Consider the following 16,286-nt stretch of genomic DNA (forward strand, 5'->3'; position numbering starts at 1 on the left):
CGGGTGCGCCGCCCCGCCGGGCCCTCGGGCCCCGCGGTCCGCGGAACCCGGGACACGTGACGCGCGGGACCAAGGGACGGACGATGACCGACGGCACCGGTGCCCTCCTCGTCGGTGCGCGGCGGCGCGGGCAGGGGTCCGCGTCGGACGCGGCCCGGCGGGCGCGCGGCACCCGACCGCTCGCGGCGCTGGCCGCCGTCTTCGTCCTCGCCCAGCTCGTCCTGGTCCGTCCGGTGCTGGGCCTGGGCTGGGACGAGATCGTCTACGTCAGCCAGGTCACCTCCCACCACCCGGCCGCCTTCTTCAGCGCCCCCCGCTCCCGGGGCGTCTCCCTGCTGGTGGCGCCCGTCGCGTCCTGGTCCTCCTCCACGGTGCTGCTGCGCGTCTACCTGGCCCTGCTGTCCGGCCTCGCCCTCCACCTGGCCCTGTGCGCCTGGCGCGGCCTGTTCCCGACCCGGGTCCTGGTCACCGCGGGCGCCTTCTTCGCCTCCCTGTGGGTGACCCTCTTCTACGGTCCCCAGGCCATGCCCAACTACTGGGTCGCCGTCGGCGCGCTGATCGCCGTCGGCTGCTTCCTGCGGCACCGCGCGGACGGCTCGGACCGCGGCGCGCTGTGGGGCGTGGCGGCGGGGGCGGCGCTCATGGCGTGGATGCGGCCCACCGACGCCGTCTGGGTGGCGCTCCCGCTGTTCGTCCTCGCCCTGGCACACCGGCACGGGCGGCTCCTGCTCGCCCTCGCGGGCGGCCTCGTGGCGGGAGGGGCCGAGTGGGTGATCGAGGCCTACGCCGGATTCGGCGGACCGGCGGAGCGACTGGCCGAGGCCTCCCGCATCCAGGGCGGGCTGGGCTGGCAGATCGCCGTCGACGACCAGCTGCGCAGCCTGGGCGGACGCGCCCTGTGCCGGCCGTGCACCGGGTCGATGCCCCACCCCGTGATCACCCTGTGGTGGTTCGTCCTGCCGCTGCTCGCCGCCCTCGGCCTGGTCGTCGCGACACGGTCCCGGCGCGTCCTGCCCACCCTGCTGCCCCTGGCCTGTGCCGCCACCGCAGCCCTCCCGTACCTGTTCATGATCGGATACGCGGCGCCGCGCTTCCTCCAGCCCGCCTACGCCCTGCTCGCCCTGCCGGTCGCCGACGCGCTGTGGCACCTGGTCCGGACACCGCGGGGGAGGTGGCGGCCGGCCGTCGCGGCCGTGGTCGCGTTCGGGCTGGCCGGCCATCTGGCGGTGCAGCTGACGGTCCTGGTGCACACCGTGGACCGCAACGTCGACAGCCGCCGCGACTGGGCCCGCACCGCCGAGGCGCTGCACCGGCTCGGCGTCCGCCCGCCCTGCCTGATCACCGGGCACGAGGCCATCCCGATCGGCTACTACACCGGCTGCTCCTCCGGCGCCACCGCCGGGAACAACGAGAACACCACGGCGGAGGAGATCCTGCGCACCGCGGACCGCGTCCCGGTCGCCGCGCTCACCGGCCCGGGCGGCACACCGCCCGGCTACGCCCGCCCCTGGCCCGTCCACCGCGTCGGCGACCTCGAGGTCCGCATCGCCCCGCCACCCCGGCCGGACGGCTCCGGGTGAGACGCGCGGGCGGCACCGGGGGTTTCCCCCGGGCCCGCTCCAGGTAGGAGTCGGTTGTCGGTGCGCGGACGGGTGACGAGGGGGCGACGGCATGGCGGCGAGCGATCACGAAGGACGGCTGGGGGAGGAGTTCTTCACACCGGGAACCTCGTCGTTCACCGAGTTCCTGGCGGCCCACCGCCCCGAGCTGCTGGTCACGCGCACCCTCCCCGAGGGCGTCCGCGCCGCGGAGGTCCCGCACGGCACGACGATCCTCGCCCTCACCTACCGCGACGGCGTGCTGATCGCCGGGGACCGCAGGGCCACGATGGGCAACCTGATCGCCCAGCGCGACCTCGAGAAGGTGCTGCCCGCGGACGACCACACGGCGGTCGCGATCGCCGGCACCGTGGGGATCGCCCTGGACATGGTGCGGCTCTACCAGGTCGAACTCGCGCACTTCGAGAAGATCGAGGGCACCCCCATGACCCTCACCGCGAAGGCGGCCCGGCTGGCCGCCCTGATCCGCCAGAACCTCGCCCAGGCCATGCAGGGCCTCGCCGTCGTCCCGCTCCTCGCCGGCTACGACACCGCCGCGCCCGGGGGAGGGCGGGGCCGCATCTTCTCCTTCGACGCCGCCGGCGGACGCTACGAGAAGCACGGCTTCCACGCGGAGGGCTCCGGGTCCCCGTACGCCAGGGGAGCGCTGAAGAAGCTCTTCCGGCCGGACATGTCCCGCGACGAGGCGGCCCTGGCCGCCCTGCAGGCGCTCTACGACGCGGCCGAGGACGACTCCGCGACCGGCGGTCCGGACATCCCGCGCCGCATCTTCCCGGTCGTGTCGGTCATCGACGAGGACGGTTACGCACGGCTCGCCGAGGCCGAGACCCGGCGGCTGAGCCTCGAGATGGTCGAGCGCCGGCAGGCCCGGCCGGACGGCCCGACCGCGCGCGTGTGACGTCGGCCCCGGGCGGGGCGTCCCCGTCACCCGGCGGATTCCCGGAGGTTAGAGATCGCGTGACGGGAAACGCGGATCTGGCACCCGGGACGAACGGGGCGACGCAGCGTGACAGGGAGGAAGCCATGGGCACCGAACCGATGGGGGACGACGCCTACCAGCCCACCGGAAGCAACGAGGAGCAGGAGGACGCCGCGCCGCTCGACATGCAGGACGCCGTCGACGAACGGACCTACGACGAGACCCTCGACGAGGGCTACTCCCCGCCGGAGAAACCGCTCGGCGTCACCAAGCACGGCACCACGGCCGCCGAGCAGCACGAGGGGGAGACCCTGGACCAGCGGCTGGCCCAGGAGGTGCCCGACGTGTCCGCCCCCGACGGCGACGACGTGGGCGACCTCCCCGGGGGCGAGGGCGAGCCGGTCGACCCGGAGGCGGGCACCGGCCGCGCCGGACGGCTGGTCGCGCCGGACGAGGGCGTCCGCACCGACACCACGAAGGAGACCGTCGCCGAGGACGTGGGCATCGACGCGGGGGCCGCGGGCGCGGAGGAGGCCGCGATGCACGTCGTCGAGGACGAGACGGCGCTGCCCGGGGGCCAGGACGGGACCTGACGGTCCGCCGCGGGTCCCGCCCGCTCCGCAACGGCGCCGCCGCCGGTCCGGTGCACACGCGCACCGGACCGGCGGCGGCGCCGTGTCGCAGGGGTCGTGGGGCTCAGGGAAGGATCTTGTCCATGGCGGCGGGCCCCTCGTCGGCCAGCTTCCGCTTGGCCCATTCGAGGTTCCGCGGGGTGAGGTCCTTGCCCGAGGCAAGGACCAGGTCCTCCGGCGACACATCGGTGCCGGTGCGGGCGTGAAGCAGGTGGTCCGGGGTGGTGCCCCCCTCGGACTGCCGGGACGCGTCGGGCTGGGACGTCGACATCTTCTGGCTCCTCGGGTCCGGATCGCTGTTGCGGCCCCGGTGCTGTCATCGGGTCCGACATCACCATTCAACGCGGGGGCCCGCCGTGCATCCGGAGAGCGGGGCACCCGCGGTGAAGGGCCGCTCCTCTTGTGTGCCGGGGTACCTTTCGGGGCCTGCGGGAAACCTGGCCCCGAAAGGCCGGCCCCGGAACCCCGTGCGCCACCGCCGGGGTCCCGGGGCCGGTCCGCCCCCTCTCCGCGGGCCGCGCGGCGCACCCGGAGCCCGCGCCCGGGGAGCGGCGGCCCCGGGACGCCCCGGGAGGACGGGCCCGGGAGGACGGGCTAGAAGGGCGTCAGCGTCAGCCGCAGGCCCGTGGGAGCCGTGTCCTGGATGTAGGAGGCGAAGTCGGCCACGTCGTCGAAGGCGAAGCCGTACGCCTTGCCGTCCTCGGTGGCGGCGTGCAGGGCCTTGGAGTAGTGGTTGGTGAGCTCGGTCCGGTAGAAGACCGAGGCGTCGGTCGTCGGCTGGGCGGGGTGGCTGAGCAGCGTCGAACGGTTGAAGCCGGCGCCGAGCACGGCCGCGACCGGCCCGGTCGTGCCGTCGTTGGGGGCGGCGAGCGCGCCGTCGCAGAAGAGGACGTCCCGCGTGGAGGGCTTGCCGAAGGAGACCTGGGCGGGCCCGTCGAAGGTGAGCCGGTCGCCGCGCACCCGGCCGGTGAAGGTGCCGGCGTTGGTGGTGACCTTGAGATCCCGGCCGGTGTAGGTGCTCCACACCTCGTCGATGTACGGGGCGAGGTAGTCCTTGGCGAACAGACCGGCGTCCAGCCCGTGGCCGGGGGCGATGATCCGGGTGTCGCCCACGACGAGCCGCGAGAACGCCTCCACCTGCTTGACGGCGGCGAACGCGGCCGCGCGGCCGCCGTCGCGCACCGTGCCCGTCGTCTGGTCCTTGGACCCGGTGAGCCGGATGCTCAGCGGCACGCTGAACATGTCGACCATCGTCGTGTTGCAGAACATGCCGGAGGGGTTGTACGTGAACTCCGCGCAGTCGTGCAGCACACCGTAGTTGGGGTCCGAGGCGACCCAGCCGGCCGGGTACTGCAGCGCCGCGTTGCCGTTGCCGTCCGTGACGACCTTGAACTTGAGCTTCGCGCCGAGGGAGACGTAGATCCGGCCGGACATGTAGGGCAGCGACAGCCGGGTCTCGCCGCTGCCGGCCAGGTCGATCGCGTAGTCGGTGAAGCCGTCGGCGCCGTTGTCCGACGGGGAGACCGGGGCGAGGGTGCCCTCGGGGGTGACCCGGACCTGCCGGCCGTCCTGGCTGCCCACGATGTAGAGGTGCACGCTCGCGTTGCCGAAGGAACCGCTGTTGTTGACGATCGTCAGCGGCAGCGATCCCGCCGCCGAGGCGTCCTTCCCGTCCGCGGACGTCCCCGCGAGCGCGTGCGGGGCGAGCACGGCCGCCGCGGGTGCGGCCACGGCGGCTCCGCCGAGGGCGAAGAGGACCTTGCGACGGCCGACGGCGCGCTGGTGACGAGGAGTCATGTGGGGGTCTCCTGAAGTACTCGTGCGGGTTCCTGTCCGCGCCGCCCGACGTGGGGAGGGGACCGAGAGCGCACTCCGGTGATGAGAGCGCTCTCAGTCCGCGTGTCCGGGACCGGTGCGCGGCTTTCGATGGTACGGACCGGAAGGACCCCCGCCAACGGGTCCGACTTGTCCCCAACCCGCTCTGACCTGCGCCTACTTGAGAGAACGACGAGATCCCTACGCCTGCTTAACCGCCTCTTAAGGACCCCTTAAGCCGTCGCCGGACCGCCGCCGTGAAGAGAGCGCTCCCTCCGGGGACTTCGGCGACGGGGGCGGAGCGCGGGGCGCCAGGACCGGGGCTCGACACCGGTCCGCGTGCGCGTCGTCGTGCGCGTCCTCCACCCCCGAAGGGCGTCGAACCGGGCTTCGGCACGGTGGCACCCGCGAGCCGGGCCGGGGCGGGCGGTCCTCCTCCGGGCAGTCGTCGCCCCCGGAGCGGAAGCTGCGCAGCCCACGCACGAGGGCGTTCACGCTGCACCGGAAGGGGTGCTGCCGACCGGATCGCCGCCCGGCGGAAGCGGACCCTCGCCGGCCGCCGCCGCCCCGGCCGGCTGTCGCGCCGCCCCCACGGCTGTCGCCCCGTACGGCCGCGCTCCGCCGCCGGACGGCACGGCCGGGCTCGGCCTGCTCGTCTCCTCCCCGCTCACCGGTAAAATGTTCTTCTGCTGGGACGAAATGGGTGAAAATGGCACTACAGGACAACGGTGCTGAGAGCCGACCCGACGACACGCCCGAGCCGTGCACCGCGGCCTCGGCCACCGCCGTCGCCATCGCCGACGAGCGCGGTGTGATCACGGGGTGGAGCGAGGAGGCCCGGAGCCTGCTCGGTTACGCACCCGGGGAGGTCGTCTCACGCCCCGCGGCCGATCTGCTCGTCTCACGCCTCCCCTCGTCTGCTCTGCGCCGTCTGGCGGAACAAGCGCCGTGGTACGGCGTCGTCCCGGCTCGGCACCGGGACGGCCGGACGGTGGACGTGGTGCTCCGGGCCTGTCCGTGCCCGGACGGGGACGGGCGGACCCAATGGGTCCTCACGGCCTCGGTTCCGGACGGCCCGAGCCCGCCCGGGGACAAGGGCACGCTGCTGAGGGAACTCACCCTGTCCCAGCTCCCGGTCGCCGTGGCGTTCTACGACCAGGACAACCGGGCGGTGGGAGCCAACGACGTGATAGCGCGGATAGTGGGCCTGTCCGAGGAGCAGATACGGGGGCGCCGCCTCATGGACTTCCTGCCCAGTCCGGCGTACGACGAGTTCACAGAGCTCCAGGACCAGGTGGTGCGCACCGGGGAACCCGTGCACGTGATCCGGCACCTCCGGGCACCCACCGAGTCACGGAGGCGTACCTGGTCCGTGTTCCTCTCTCCCCTGAAGAACCACCTCGGCCAGGTGCAGGGATCGTCCGTCGCGCTCCTCGACATCACCGAGCAGTACCTGACCCGCCAGCGGCTGCTGCTGGTCAACGAGGCCGGCAACCGCATCGGCAGCACCCTGGACATCACTCGTACCGCGCAGGAACTGGCCGACGTGGTCGTCCCCCGGCTCGCGGACTACGCATCGGTCGACCTGCTGGAGTTCATCCACCGCGGCGAGGAGCCGCCCGACGGCCCGCCGCGCGGTCCGGTCACCATGCGCCGGGCCGCACGGCAGGCAGCCACCGATGCCCTCCTCGGCATCATGCTCCGGCTGGGGAACAAGGTGGAGTACCCGCCGTCCGCGCCCACCGCCGAGTGCCTGGCCACCGGCCGTTCCGCGGTGTACGAGGTGAACGGCTCCTCCATGGCCCGCTGGGCGGCCCAGGACCCCGAACGGGCCACCCGGCTCCTCCGGACCGGGGCGCACTCGGTGATGGTGGTGCCGATGCGCGCTCGGGGTGTCACCCTCGGCTCGGTCTTCCTGGGCCGCACCCGGCACCCGGAGGCGTTCGCACAGGACGACGTCCTGCTGGCCGAGGAGATCACGGCCAGGGCCGCGGTGTGCATCGACAACGCCCGCCGCTACACCCGTGAGCGCGTCACGGCCGTGACCCTGCAGCGCAGTCTGCTGCCCGTGGCCCTGCCCCGCCAGCCGGCGGTCGAGGCCGCCTCCCGCTACCTGCCCGCCGGAGGCCGGGCCGGCGTGGGCGGTGACTGGTTCGACGTCATCCCGCTCTCCGGCGCCCGGGTCGCCCTGGTGGTCGGCGATGTCGTCGGCCACGGGATCCAGGCCTCCGCCACCATGGGGCGGCTGCGCACGGCCGTCCGGACCCTGGCCGACATCGACCTGCCGCCCGACGAGCTGCTCACCCACCTCGACGACGTCGTCATCCGTCTGTCCTCCGAGGCCGCGGCCGACGCCGACATCGCCGGAGACATCGGTGCCACCTGTCTCTACGCGGTCTACGACCCCGTCTCCCGGCGCTGTTCCCTGGCCCGGGCCGGCCACCCGCCGCCCGTCGTGGTGACCCCGGACGGCGAGGCGGCCTTCCTCGACCTCCCCGCGAGCCCACCACTCGGCCTGGGAGGCCTGCCCTTCGAGGCGCGTGAGGTCGAACTGCCCGAGGGCAGCCTCCTCGCCCTGTACACCGACGGCCTGATCGAAGCCCGCGGCCACGAGATCGACGAGAGGCTCGATGCGCTGCGCCGGACCCTCACCCGGCCCGCGCAGGCGTTGGACGCGCTCTGCGACGACGTGCTCGCAACGCTGCTGCCCGGCCCTCCCGATGACGACATCGCCCTGCTCGTCGCCCGCACCGGCGCCCTGGGAGCCGGCCAGGTCGCCACCTGGAGTCTGCCCTCGGACCCCGTCGTCGTCGCCCAGGCGCGCAAACAGGTCGCCGACCGGCTGACGGCCTGGGGGCTGGACGAGTCCGCCTTCGTCACCGAGCTGGTGGTCAGCGAGCTGGTCACCAACGCCATCCGCTACGGCCGGCCCCCCGTCCAGCTGCGGCTGATCCACGACGGCAGCCTCATCTGTGAGGTCTCCGACGCCAGCAGCACCTCCCCGCACCTGCGCCGCGCCCGCTCCTTCGACGAGGGCGGACGCGGACTGCTCCTCGTCGCCCAGTTCGCCTGGCACTGGGGCACCCGCCACACCGGGCAGGGCAAGACGATCTGGGCCGAGATCCCCCTGGTGGCCTGAGCGGACATGGCCGGCCAAGCCTCGTGACGGGGCCCGGGGCGGACGCACCGGGGCTGCGGGAGGCGCGTGGCAGGGGGCTGCCGGACACGGCGCGCGTGCGGGGACACGGGGGAGGAGTCGCGGGGCCTCAAAGGGTGCGGGCGGGGCCGTCCGGCGGCGGCTTCCTCCGGCCGGGAGGACGACGCAGTACCACCGCAAGGTCCGCGCCCGTGTCGGGCACGTCACCGGCCGGATGAAGAACTACGAGATCCTCCGCGGCTGCCGGTGGCGCGGCCACGGCCTCCACCACGCCAGGCCGTCGCCCGCCCGCACGCCCTCGCCGCATCACCACGCACGCCCGAACACCGCTCCGGCCCGCCTGTTCGCGGCCTTCCGCACCACCCTTCAGCGCGTGCCGCTGCGCAGCAGCGCCTCCGCCGCGGCCAGGATGTCCGTGACCCGGAGGGCGAACGCCGCGTCGCAGGGGTGGGGGGTGCCCGTGCCGGCCGCGGTGAGGAGGGCGTCCGCGGCCCGGGTGAGGGCGGGGACCGCCCCCTCGGAGGCCTCCGGGAGGAGCGTGGTGCCGGACGCGCCGTGCAACTCCACCGTGGCGCCGGCCGCGGCCGGGGGTGCGGTCAGGCTCAGGGTCAGGGTGCTCGACGCGCCGCTCACGTGGTCGAGGACGAGATGGACGGTGTCCCCCGGACCGTACGCCGCCGCCGTCACCCGCCGGGCGTCGCCGAGGACCGGCAGCAGGACGGACAGGGCGTGCGGGCCGACGTCCCACAGGGCGCCCTTCTCCCGCCGCCACGGCGAGGCCGCGAAGGGACTGCCGTCGGCGCTGAACACCGCACCCAGCCACTGGGCACGCCCGGTGAACCAGCCGCCCAGGGCCGCCTGTTCGGCGATCCACGCCTGCGGCTCGGGCTGGAAGCGGGTGGTGAAGAAGACCACCGAGGCGACCCGGGCCTCCTCGACGGCCTCGACCACCGTGCGCCCCTGCGCGACCGTCGGGGCGAGCGGCTTGTCCAGCAGCAGGTGGCATCCGGCCCGCGCCGCGCGTGCCGCGAGCCGCGCCTGCACGTCCGGCGGCAGCGCGACGGCGACGGCGTCCACGTCGGCGAACAGCGCGTCGACGTCGTCGTACGCCCGGGTGCCGTACTGATCGGCCAGTTCCCCGGCCGCCTCGGGACGGCGGCCCCACACGCCGGTGAAGTCGAGGTCCCGGTGCCCGCTCAGCGCGGGGGCGTGCGCCGCCCGCGCCCATGGGCCGGTGCCGAGCAGTCCGATCCGCATCCTGCCGTCCTCCGCCGTCGAATCCGCCGCCACCGGTGTGCTCCGGCCACGGTCCGGGCCCGAGCGTGTCACACCGGCCCGGGCCGCGGGCAACCCCCCCGGGCGGGGGAGCGCGCGCCGGCCGTCGCTCAAATCCTTTGCGGGGGAAGCGGGGGACCGGTTAGGTTCTCCCGTCCGCCGGTGTCGTCAGGACCGGTGCCGTCGACGAGGAGGTGTGGAGCACATGCGCAGGAGTGCCCGGCAGCCGAGCCCGCGTACCGACCCTTGCCCCCTCCCCACGACGGAGACACCTTGTCGCTTCGCATCACCCCGCTGACCGACCCCTCCGGCGGGCCGCGCCACCGACGGCTCGCATGGCTGGCGTCCGACGCCGGTTCCGTCCCCGTAGGGACGGCCTTCCTCCGCCTGTTCACCGGCCCCGGACAGGACCACCTGGCCGAACTCACCGTCCACGTCCACCCCGCGGAGCGTCGCGAGGGGGTCGGTTCCCGGCTCCTCGACGCCGCGGTGGCCGCCGCCCGGGCCGCCGCCCGACGCCGCGTCGTCGCGCAGGCGGAGGCCGGATCGCCCGGCGACCGCTTCCTGGCGGCCCGCGGCTTCCGCAGGGTCCTCACCCTGAGGTTCGCCCGCCTGTCGCTGGCCGACGTGGACACCACCGCCCTCGCCGGGATCATCGGGCGTCCGCACCCCGGCTACCGGCTGGCCTCATGGCGGGGGACCGTCCCCGACGGCCTGGCCCGGACGTTCGCCGCATCACGCCGCGCCATGGACGACATGCCCATGGGCGACACCGACCACGCCCCCGTGGCCTGGGACGTGGACCGGGTCCGGGCCGCGGCGGAGGCCGTCGCGGAGCGCGGCGACCGGTTGCACACCGTCGTCGCGATCGACACCTCCGACGACTCGATCGCCGGGTTCACCGAACTGGTGGTCCCCGGCGACGGCAGGGGAGACGCCCAGCACTACGGCACCGGCGTGCTGCCCGAGCACCGCGGACACGGCCTCGGCCTGTGGATGAAGGCCGGGTCGATCCGGCAGGCCCACGGGCGCCATCCGGACCTCGGCGGCCTCCTGACCGACACCGCCGACGGCAACACGCACATGAGGCGCATCAACGACAGCCTCGGCTACATCCCCACGCACACGGAGCATCAGCACCGGCTCGACCTGTAGGGGCGGACGGACGGGCCGGACCCGGGGCAGCACCTCGCCCGGCCCGTCGGCACTTCCGGCACACGCCCGGCCCTCCGGTGACCTGCGGCACGCGGTCGCGGGGCCGGTGGCGGAGCGGTCCGGCCCGGGCGCGGTGACCCGGGCCGGAGGCGGGCTCGGCCTTCGGACCCGCCGTCGGCGCCGAGACGTGGTCCGCCGCCGGAGCCGGTGCGAGCCCGTCCGTGACCGTCCGGGCCCGATTCAGCGTCAGGCCTGCTGAATGCGTTCGCTTTCTTCTATTGGATTTCCGGCCCCCGGGCGACCAGGCTGGAACCGCTTTCACAACAGCCGGACGACAGCCGGAAGAGGTCACGCGTACATGCACACCCGCCGCATCGGTGATGTCGAGGTCAGCGCGATCGGACTGGGTGCCATGCCCATGTCGATCGAGGGGAGGCCGGACGAGGCCCGCTCCCTCGCCACCCTCCACGCCGCGCTGGACGCCGGCGTCACCCTGATCGACACCGCGGACGCCTACCACCGGGACGCCGACGAGGTCGGCCACAACGAGACCCTGATCGCCAGGGCCCTCGCCTCCCACCACCGGGGCGGCGACGTCCTGGTCGCCACCAAGGGCGGTCATCTGCGTCCCGGCGACGGCAGTTGGACGCTGGACGGCAGCCCCGGGCACCTGAGGAGGGCCTGCGAGGAGTCCCTGCGCCGGCTCGGTGTGGAGGCCATCGGGCTCTACCAGTTCCACCGGCCCGACCCCCGCGTCCCGTACGCCGAGTCCGTCGGCGCGTTGCGCGAGCTGCTGGACGAGGGCAAGATCCGCATGGCCGGCGTCTCCAACGCCGACCCGGACCAGATCCGGCAGGCCGACGAGATCCTCGGCGGACGGCTGGTCTCCGTGCAGAACCAGTTCTCCCCGGCCTTCCGCTCCAGCGAGCCGGAGCTGGAACTGTGCGACGAGCTCGGCATCGCGTTCCTGCCCTGGAGCCCCTTCGGGGGCATCTCCCGGGCCGGTGAACTGGGCTCGGCGTACGCCCCGTTCGCGCGGATCGGCGAGGCGCACGGCGTGAGTCCGCACCAGGTGTGCCTGGCCTGGATGCTCGCCAAGTCACCGGTGGTCGTGCCGATTCCGGGGGCGAGCCGGCCGGAGTCCGTGCGTGACTCGGTGGGCGCCGCGGACCTCGTGCTCACGGCCGACGAGGTCGCGGAGCTGGACGCGGCCTGAGACCGGCTCCGCCCGCGCGGCGCCCCACGGGGCGCGGCGCGGGCGGACGCACGGTGATCCGCGGCGCCGGCGGCCGGTCCGGGCCGCGGACACCGCCCACGGGACCCCGTGGGCCCGGTGCGCTCCGGGCCGTGCGGGAAAGCGCTTGCCGCCTGACGGCTCGAAGGCTCACAGGACCACGGGTTCACAGGGGGGACCACCACCGATGGCGTCGTCGCTGGAAAGACCGCTCGACCACCGCTACCGGGGCGAGCATCCGATCCGCACCCTCGCCTACCTGTTCCGCGCCGACCGAGGCCGCCTGGCGGCCGCCGTCGGCGTCTTCACGGTCAAGCACAGCCCCGTCTGGCTGCTGCCGCTGATCACCGCGTCCATCATCGACACCGTCGTGCAGCACCAGCCGATATCCCGGCTCTGGGCCAGCACCGGCATCATCATGGTCATCCTGCTGGTCAACTACCCGCTGCACGTCCTGTACGTCCGCCTCCTCTACGGCAGCGTCCGCCGCATGGGCACCGCCCTGCGCTCCGCCCTGTGCACGCGCATGCAGCAGCTCTCCATCGGCTACCACTCCCGCGTCAGCGCGGGTGTGCTCCAGGCCAAGGTCGTCCGGGACGTGGAGACCGTCGAGCAGATGGTGCAGCAGACCGCGGAGACCGGACTCGGCGCGATCACCGTGCTCACCGGCGGGCTCGTCATCATCGCCGTCCGCACCCCGGAGTTCCTCCCGGTCTTCCTCGTCGTCGTGCCCGCGGCGGCCCTGCTGGTCGCCCGGCTGAGGGCCCGGCTGCGCACCCACAACGAGCACTTCCGCCACGAGGTGGAGGCCCTGTCCTCCCGGGTCACGGAGATGACCCGGCTCATCCCGGTCACCCGCGCCCACGGCCTGGAGGGCAAGGCCCTGCGCCGGATGAACGGCACCCTGGACCGGCTGCTCACCTCCGGGATGCGCCTGGACCTGGTCAACGGCCGGTTCGGCTCGCTGGCCTGGGTCGTCCTCAACGTGGTGGGCGTGCTGGTGCTGGCCGGCGCGGCGCTCGTCTCGTACTACGACGTCTGGGGCGTCACCGCCGGCGACGTCGTGATGCTCAGCGCCTTCCTGACCACCCTCACCAACTCGACGACCACGCTCGCCGGGCTGGCCCCGGTCATCACCAAGGGGCTGGAGTCCGTCCGTTCGGTCGGCGAGGTCCTCCAGGCGCCCGAACTGGAGGACAACGAGGGCAAGGCGGAGCTCACCGCACTGCGCGGCGCGATCACCTTCGAGGGCGTCGGCCACGCGTACGAGACGGACGGGCGCCCCGCGGTGCGCGACTTCACCCTCGACGTCGCGCCCGGCGAGACCATCGCCCTCGTGGGCGCCTCCGGGGCGGGCAAGTCCACCGTGCTGAACCTCGTCATCGGCTTCATCCGCCCGACCTCCGGCCGGCTGCTGCTCGACGGGACCGACATGAACAGCCTCGACCTGCGCACCTACCGGCGCTTCCTGTCGGTCGTGCCCCAGGAGTCGATCCTGTTCGACGGCACGGTCCGGGAGAACGTCGCCTACGGCATGGACGACGCCGACGAGGCGACGGTGCGGGCCGCCCTGCGGGACGCCAACGCGCTGGAGTTCGTCGACCGGCTGCCGCAGGGCCTCGACACCGTGGTGGGGGAGCGCGGCGCACGGCTGTCCGGCGGGCAGCGCCAGCGCCTCGCCATCGCCCGCGCCCTGATCAGGGACCCCAAGGTGCTGGTGCTGGACGAGGCGACGTCCGCGCTGGACACCCGCTCGGAGGCACTGGTGCAGGAGGCGCTCGCCCGGCTGCTGCGCGGGCGCACCACGTTCGTGGCGGCGCACCGGCTGTCCACCGTGCGCGGTGCCGACCGGATCGTGGTCATGGGGGAGGGCCGGATCCAGGAGATCGGCACCCATGAGGAGCTCATCCGGCGGGGCGGGGCGTACACGGCGCTGCACAGCGGTCAGGTGGCCTGAGGACGGTCGGTAAGCGAATGTTTTTGGTCAATTCCGACCAGGTGAGTACATGGGGTGAGTGCTTCCGGGAGGTGCGGGCATACGCAGCGAAAACCAGAGAGGGGCGCTTCGTGCTCGTACCGGACCCGAAGGTGGTCAGACAGCTGCTGACGCGTTACGCGACGCTGCAGATCGCTCAGGCGGAGAGGCACTCGCCGACCGCGGCGCGCGAACTGGAGGACGTCAGCTACACGCTCTGCGTGATGACGGGAACGTCCAGCATCCACGACGCCGTCGCACGGGCGGACGACCTGCTCGCACAGGAGCAGCCGGCCGGCCGGACCGCGGAACCGGACGGGGAGAGCGACCTGTCCCTGGCCGTCTGATCCCGCCGCTCCCGCACCCGGCCAGGACGTCGTGTCCCGCGGACCCCGGTGGAGGCGCGGACGGCCTCGCGCCTCCACCGGGGTCCGCGCCGCGGGCACCCGAACCGGTCACCGGCCCGTCGCGGGGGCGGTGCGCCCGCCGTGGAACGCCGAGCGGTAGGCGTACGGCGTGGTGCCCACCACCTTGCGGAACCGCTCGCGGAACGCCGTGGGCGATCCGAATCCGGCCTGCCGGCCGATCCGTTCGACGGTGTGGTCGCTGTTCTCCAGCAGGTACTGGGCGCGCCTGATCCGTGCCCGCAGCAGCCACTGCAACGGAGTGGTGCCCGTCTGCTCGCGGAAACGGCGGCTGAAGGTGCGCTCGCTCATCCCGGCGCGTGCCGCCATGGCGGCGAGCGTGACCTCGCGCGCCAGGTTGTCCTCGATCCAGTCCAGCAGGGGCTCCAGGTCCGAGCCGCGGGGCACGGGCGGGTGCTCGTGCACGATGAACTGCGCCTGGCCGCCCTCCCGCTCCAGCGGCATGACCGACATCCGGGCCGCGTTCGCGGCCACGACCGAGCCCAGGTCCCGGCGGATCATGTGCAGGCACATGTCCAGTGCGGCGGCGGCACCCGCCGAGGTGAGGATCTGGCCGTTGTCGACGTACAGCACGTCCGGCTGCACCTCGACGAGCGGGAAGTCGGCGGCGAGCTTCTCGGCGGCCACCCAGTGGGTGGTGGCGCGGAGCCCGTCCAGCAGCCCGGCCTCCGCCAGCACGAAGGCACCCACGCACACCGAGGCGATCCGGGTGCCCGCACCGGCCGCCCGGCGCAGCGCCGCGAGCACGGCGGGGGAGAGGGGCGGGGCGCCTTCGGCGCGGCCCGGGACGATGATCGTGTCGGCGTCCGCCAGCGCCTCCAGCCCTCGGTCGACGCGCAGGGTCAGGTTGCCGTCCGCGGGCACCTCCGGCGTCTCGGCGCACAGGCGGACCCGGTAGGGACGCCGGCCGTCGGGCAGCCGCGTCCAGTCGAAGACCTGCAGGGGCGCCGCCATGTCGAACGGCACGACCCGATCGAGAACCAGAATCGCCACGGAGTGCATGACCGCCACGATAGGCGGGTTCCCGCCACCCGCGGGAACCGGGGCGCCGGAGGGCGGGGCGGGAAAAGCACCGGTCGGCGGGGTTGGCGGGAACCCGTTGGAACCTGTCGTTCCAGCCTCTGGGGCCGTCCGGCGGGCGCCCTAACGTGAGCCCGCCACCGCTGATCGCACCATCGAAAGGGCCCCGGTGACCAAGCTCCTGCTGTCCCTCCACGTTCTCGCCGCCATCGTCGCCGTCGGTCCCGTGACCGTCGCGGCGAGCATGTTCCCGCCGGCCGTGCGCCGGGCGGCCCCGGCCGAGGGCGGCGGGCCCGCCGCCACCGCGGTGACCACCGTCGAACTGCTCCACCGCATCTGCCGGGTCTACGCCCGCGTGGGGGTCGTGGTGCCCCTCTTCGGGCTCGCCACCGCCCTGGCGATGGGCGTCCTGGGCGACGGCTGGCTCGTCATGTCGATCGCCCTGACCGCGGCGGCCACCGGTGTCCTGCTCGCCTTCGTGCTGCCTCGCCAGGACGAGCTCATCGGACAACTGAACGAGCGCCACCCCGTCGACCGGCACAGCACGGTGCGACTGGCCATGTCCACCGGGGTGTTCAACCTGCTGTGGGCCACCGTCACGGTCCTGATGATCGTCCGTCCCGGCTCCACGACAGGTGCCTGAAAAGCCGATAAGGGGAAGTGGTGCACCTTAAACGAAGTTCATGCGAAATGCCCGTTCCGTGTCACGTCGTGCGGAGGAATCGCCACGTCACGGCGAACGGACGCCTACACTCGGCAGTCGCGTCCCCGCGTCGGGGCCGACGAGCAGAAAGGCACGTTGTCGGGTGTTCCAGGATTCCCCCATCTACGACCGACTCATCGCGGAGTGCGGCGACGTGCCCGCACAGGTGCGCCGCGAGGCCGAACGCGTGAGCAGGGAGCTGGAGCTGGTCATGCGACCTCTGCAGTCCCCCGGCTACGCCCCGGGCCTCGACCGGCCGCAGTCCCCGGGCAACGGGTGGCAGCGCACCGCCCTGCTGCCCGGACCGCGGTCGCACTGACCACGGGGCCCGCGGCCCGGCGCGACCGGGGGCCGGCG

Annotated in this window: 14 protein-coding genes and 1 pseudogene; 11 read left to right on the plus strand and 4 right to left on the minus strand. The window is 73.8% G+C overall.

Annotated features, from left to right (window positions below; genetic code table 11):
• Window positions 1-83 precede the first annotated feature (83 nt).
• From GL259_RS35410 to GL259_RS35420, 3 genes are all read left to right on the plus strand, one after another.
• Window positions 84-1,580 (plus strand): hypothetical protein, encoded by a 1,497-nt coding sequence (locus tag GL259_RS35410; protein WP_159537624.1) that lies wholly within the window; start codon window positions 84-86, stop codon window positions 1,578-1,580.
• Window positions 1,581-1,671: 91 nt separating this feature from the next.
• Window positions 1,672-2,517: a proteasome subunit beta gene (gene prcB / locus GL259_RS35415; RefSeq protein ID WP_159537626.1), complete on the plus strand. Its 846-nt coding sequence runs from the start codon at window positions 1,672-1,674 to the stop codon at window positions 2,515-2,517.
• Window positions 2,518-2,642: 125 nt separating this feature from the next.
• Window positions 2,643-3,131, plus strand: coding sequence for a DUF5709 domain-containing protein (locus GL259_RS35420; RefSeq protein ID WP_159537628.1), 489 nt, complete (start codon window positions 2,643-2,645; stop codon window positions 3,129-3,131).
• A gap of 103 nt (window positions 3,132-3,234) precedes the next feature.
• On the opposite strand, the gene GL259_RS35425 is transcribed toward GL259_RS35420, so the two are convergent.
• Together GL259_RS35425 and GL259_RS35430 are read right to left on the minus strand one after the other, a co-directional pair.
• Window positions 3,235-3,441: a hypothetical protein gene (locus GL259_RS35425; protein ID WP_159537630.1), complete on the minus strand. Its 207-nt coding sequence runs from the start codon at window positions 3,439-3,441 to the stop codon at window positions 3,235-3,237.
• 323 nt (window positions 3,442-3,764) lie between these two features.
• Window positions 3,765-4,967, minus strand: a complete 1,203-nt coding sequence (locus GL259_RS35430; protein WP_159537632.1) for a glycoside hydrolase family 64 protein — start codon at window positions 4,965-4,967, stop codon at window positions 3,765-3,767.
• A 727-nt stretch (window positions 4,968-5,694) separates the two neighbouring features.
• Here GL259_RS35430 and GL259_RS35435 point away from each other — a divergent pair.
• Together GL259_RS35435 and GL259_RS39150 are read left to right on the plus strand one after the other, a co-directional pair.
• Window positions 5,695-8,124 carry a SpoIIE family protein phosphatase gene (locus tag GL259_RS35435; RefSeq protein ID WP_159537634.1) on the plus strand — a complete coding sequence of 810 codons (2,430 nt, stop codon included), beginning with the start codon at window positions 5,695-5,697 and terminating at the stop codon, window positions 8,122-8,124.
• A 190-nt stretch (window positions 8,125-8,314) separates the two neighbouring features.
• Window positions 8,315-8,416, plus strand: a pseudogene (locus tag GL259_RS39150) (IS5/IS1182 family transposase); the annotation flags it as partial.
• 92 nt (window positions 8,417-8,508) lie between these two features.
• Here GL259_RS39150 and GL259_RS35440 read toward each other — a convergent pair.
• A complete protein-coding gene (locus GL259_RS35440; protein WP_159537636.1) occupies window positions 8,509-9,399 on the minus strand; it encodes a Gfo/Idh/MocA family oxidoreductase in 891 nt (296 codons plus the stop codon).
• A gap of 291 nt (window positions 9,400-9,690) precedes the next feature.
• Here GL259_RS35440 and GL259_RS35445 point away from each other — a divergent pair, with 291 nt between their 5' ends.
• From GL259_RS35445 to GL259_RS35460, 4 genes are all read left to right on the plus strand, one after another.
• The gene (locus tag GL259_RS35445; protein ID WP_159537638.1) at window positions 9,691-10,572 is read left to right on the plus strand and encodes a GNAT family N-acetyltransferase; all 882 of its coding nucleotides are present in this window, start codon (window positions 9,691-9,693) and stop codon (window positions 10,570-10,572) included.
• A gap of 358 nt (window positions 10,573-10,930) precedes the next feature.
• Entirely contained in the window at window positions 10,931-11,788 is an 858-nt protein-coding gene (locus GL259_RS35450; RefSeq protein ID WP_159537640.1) for an aldo/keto reductase, read from the plus strand.
• Between the two features lie 205 nt (window positions 11,789-11,993).
• Window positions 11,994-13,763: an ABC transporter ATP-binding protein gene (locus GL259_RS35455; RefSeq protein ID WP_159537642.1), complete on the plus strand. Its 1,770-nt coding sequence runs from the start codon at window positions 11,994-11,996 to the stop codon at window positions 13,761-13,763.
• 110 nt (window positions 13,764-13,873) lie between these two features.
• Complete coding sequence (locus GL259_RS35460) at window positions 13,874-14,128, plus strand: DUF5133 domain-containing protein (protein WP_159537644.1); 255 nt, start codon at window positions 13,874-13,876, stop codon at window positions 14,126-14,128.
• A gap of 108 nt (window positions 14,129-14,236) precedes the next feature.
• Here the strand turns inward: GL259_RS35460 and GL259_RS35465 are convergent, their stop codons facing one another.
• Window positions 14,237-15,208, minus strand: a complete 972-nt coding sequence (locus GL259_RS35465) for a helix-turn-helix domain-containing protein (RefSeq protein ID WP_159537647.1) — start codon at window positions 15,206-15,208, stop codon at window positions 14,237-14,239.
• A gap of 187 nt (window positions 15,209-15,395) precedes the next feature.
• Between GL259_RS35465 and GL259_RS35470 the strand changes: the two genes are divergently transcribed.
• The gene (locus GL259_RS35470) at window positions 15,396-15,869 is read left to right on the plus strand and encodes a hypothetical protein (protein WP_159537649.1); all 474 of its coding nucleotides are present in this window, start codon (window positions 15,396-15,398) and stop codon (window positions 15,867-15,869) included.
• 163 nt (window positions 15,870-16,032) lie between these two features.
• A complete protein-coding gene (locus GL259_RS35475; RefSeq protein WP_073934139.1) occupies window positions 16,033-16,248 on the plus strand; it encodes a hypothetical protein in 216 nt (71 codons plus the stop codon).
• Window positions 16,249-16,286: the final 38 nt, after the last annotated feature.

Source organism: Streptomyces sp. Tu 3180, assembly GCF_009852415.1.
Classification (GTDB): domain Bacteria; phylum Actinomycetota; class Actinomycetes; order Streptomycetales; family Streptomycetaceae; genus Streptomyces.

Coding starts and splice junctions, on each gene's coding strand:
- GL259_RS35455 (WP_159537642.1), top strand. CDS start 11,994: ATGGCGTCGTCGCTGGAAAGACCGCTCGACCACCGCTACCGGGGCGAG.
- prcB (WP_159537626.1), top strand. CDS start 1,672: ATGGCGGCGAGCGATCACGAAGGACGGCTGGGGGAGGAGTTCTTCACA.
- GL259_RS35410 (WP_159537624.1), top strand. CDS start 84: ATGACCGACGGCACCGGTGCCCTCCTCGTCGGTGCGCGGCGGCGCGGG.
- GL259_RS35430 (WP_159537632.1), bottom strand. CDS start 4,967: ATGACTCCTCGTCACCAGCGCGCCGTCGGCCGTCGCAAGGTCCTCTTC.
- GL259_RS35435 (WP_159537634.1), top strand. CDS start 5,695: ATGGCACTACAGGACAACGGTGCTGAGAGCCGACCCGACGACACGCCC.
- GL259_RS35440 (WP_159537636.1), bottom strand. CDS start 9,399: ATGCGGATCGGACTGCTCGGCACCGGCCCATGGGCGCGGGCGGCGCAC.
- GL259_RS35450 (WP_159537640.1), top strand. CDS start 10,931: ATGCACACCCGCCGCATCGGTGATGTCGAGGTCAGCGCGATCGGACTG.
- GL259_RS35465 (WP_159537647.1), bottom strand. CDS start 15,208: ATGCACTCCGTGGCGATTCTGGTTCTCGATCGGGTCGTGCCGTTCGAC.
- GL259_RS35420 (WP_159537628.1), top strand. CDS start 2,643: ATGGGCACCGAACCGATGGGGGACGACGCCTACCAGCCCACCGGAAGC.
- GL259_RS35425 (WP_159537630.1), bottom strand. CDS start 3,441: ATGTCGACGTCCCAGCCCGACGCGTCCCGGCAGTCCGAGGGGGGCACC.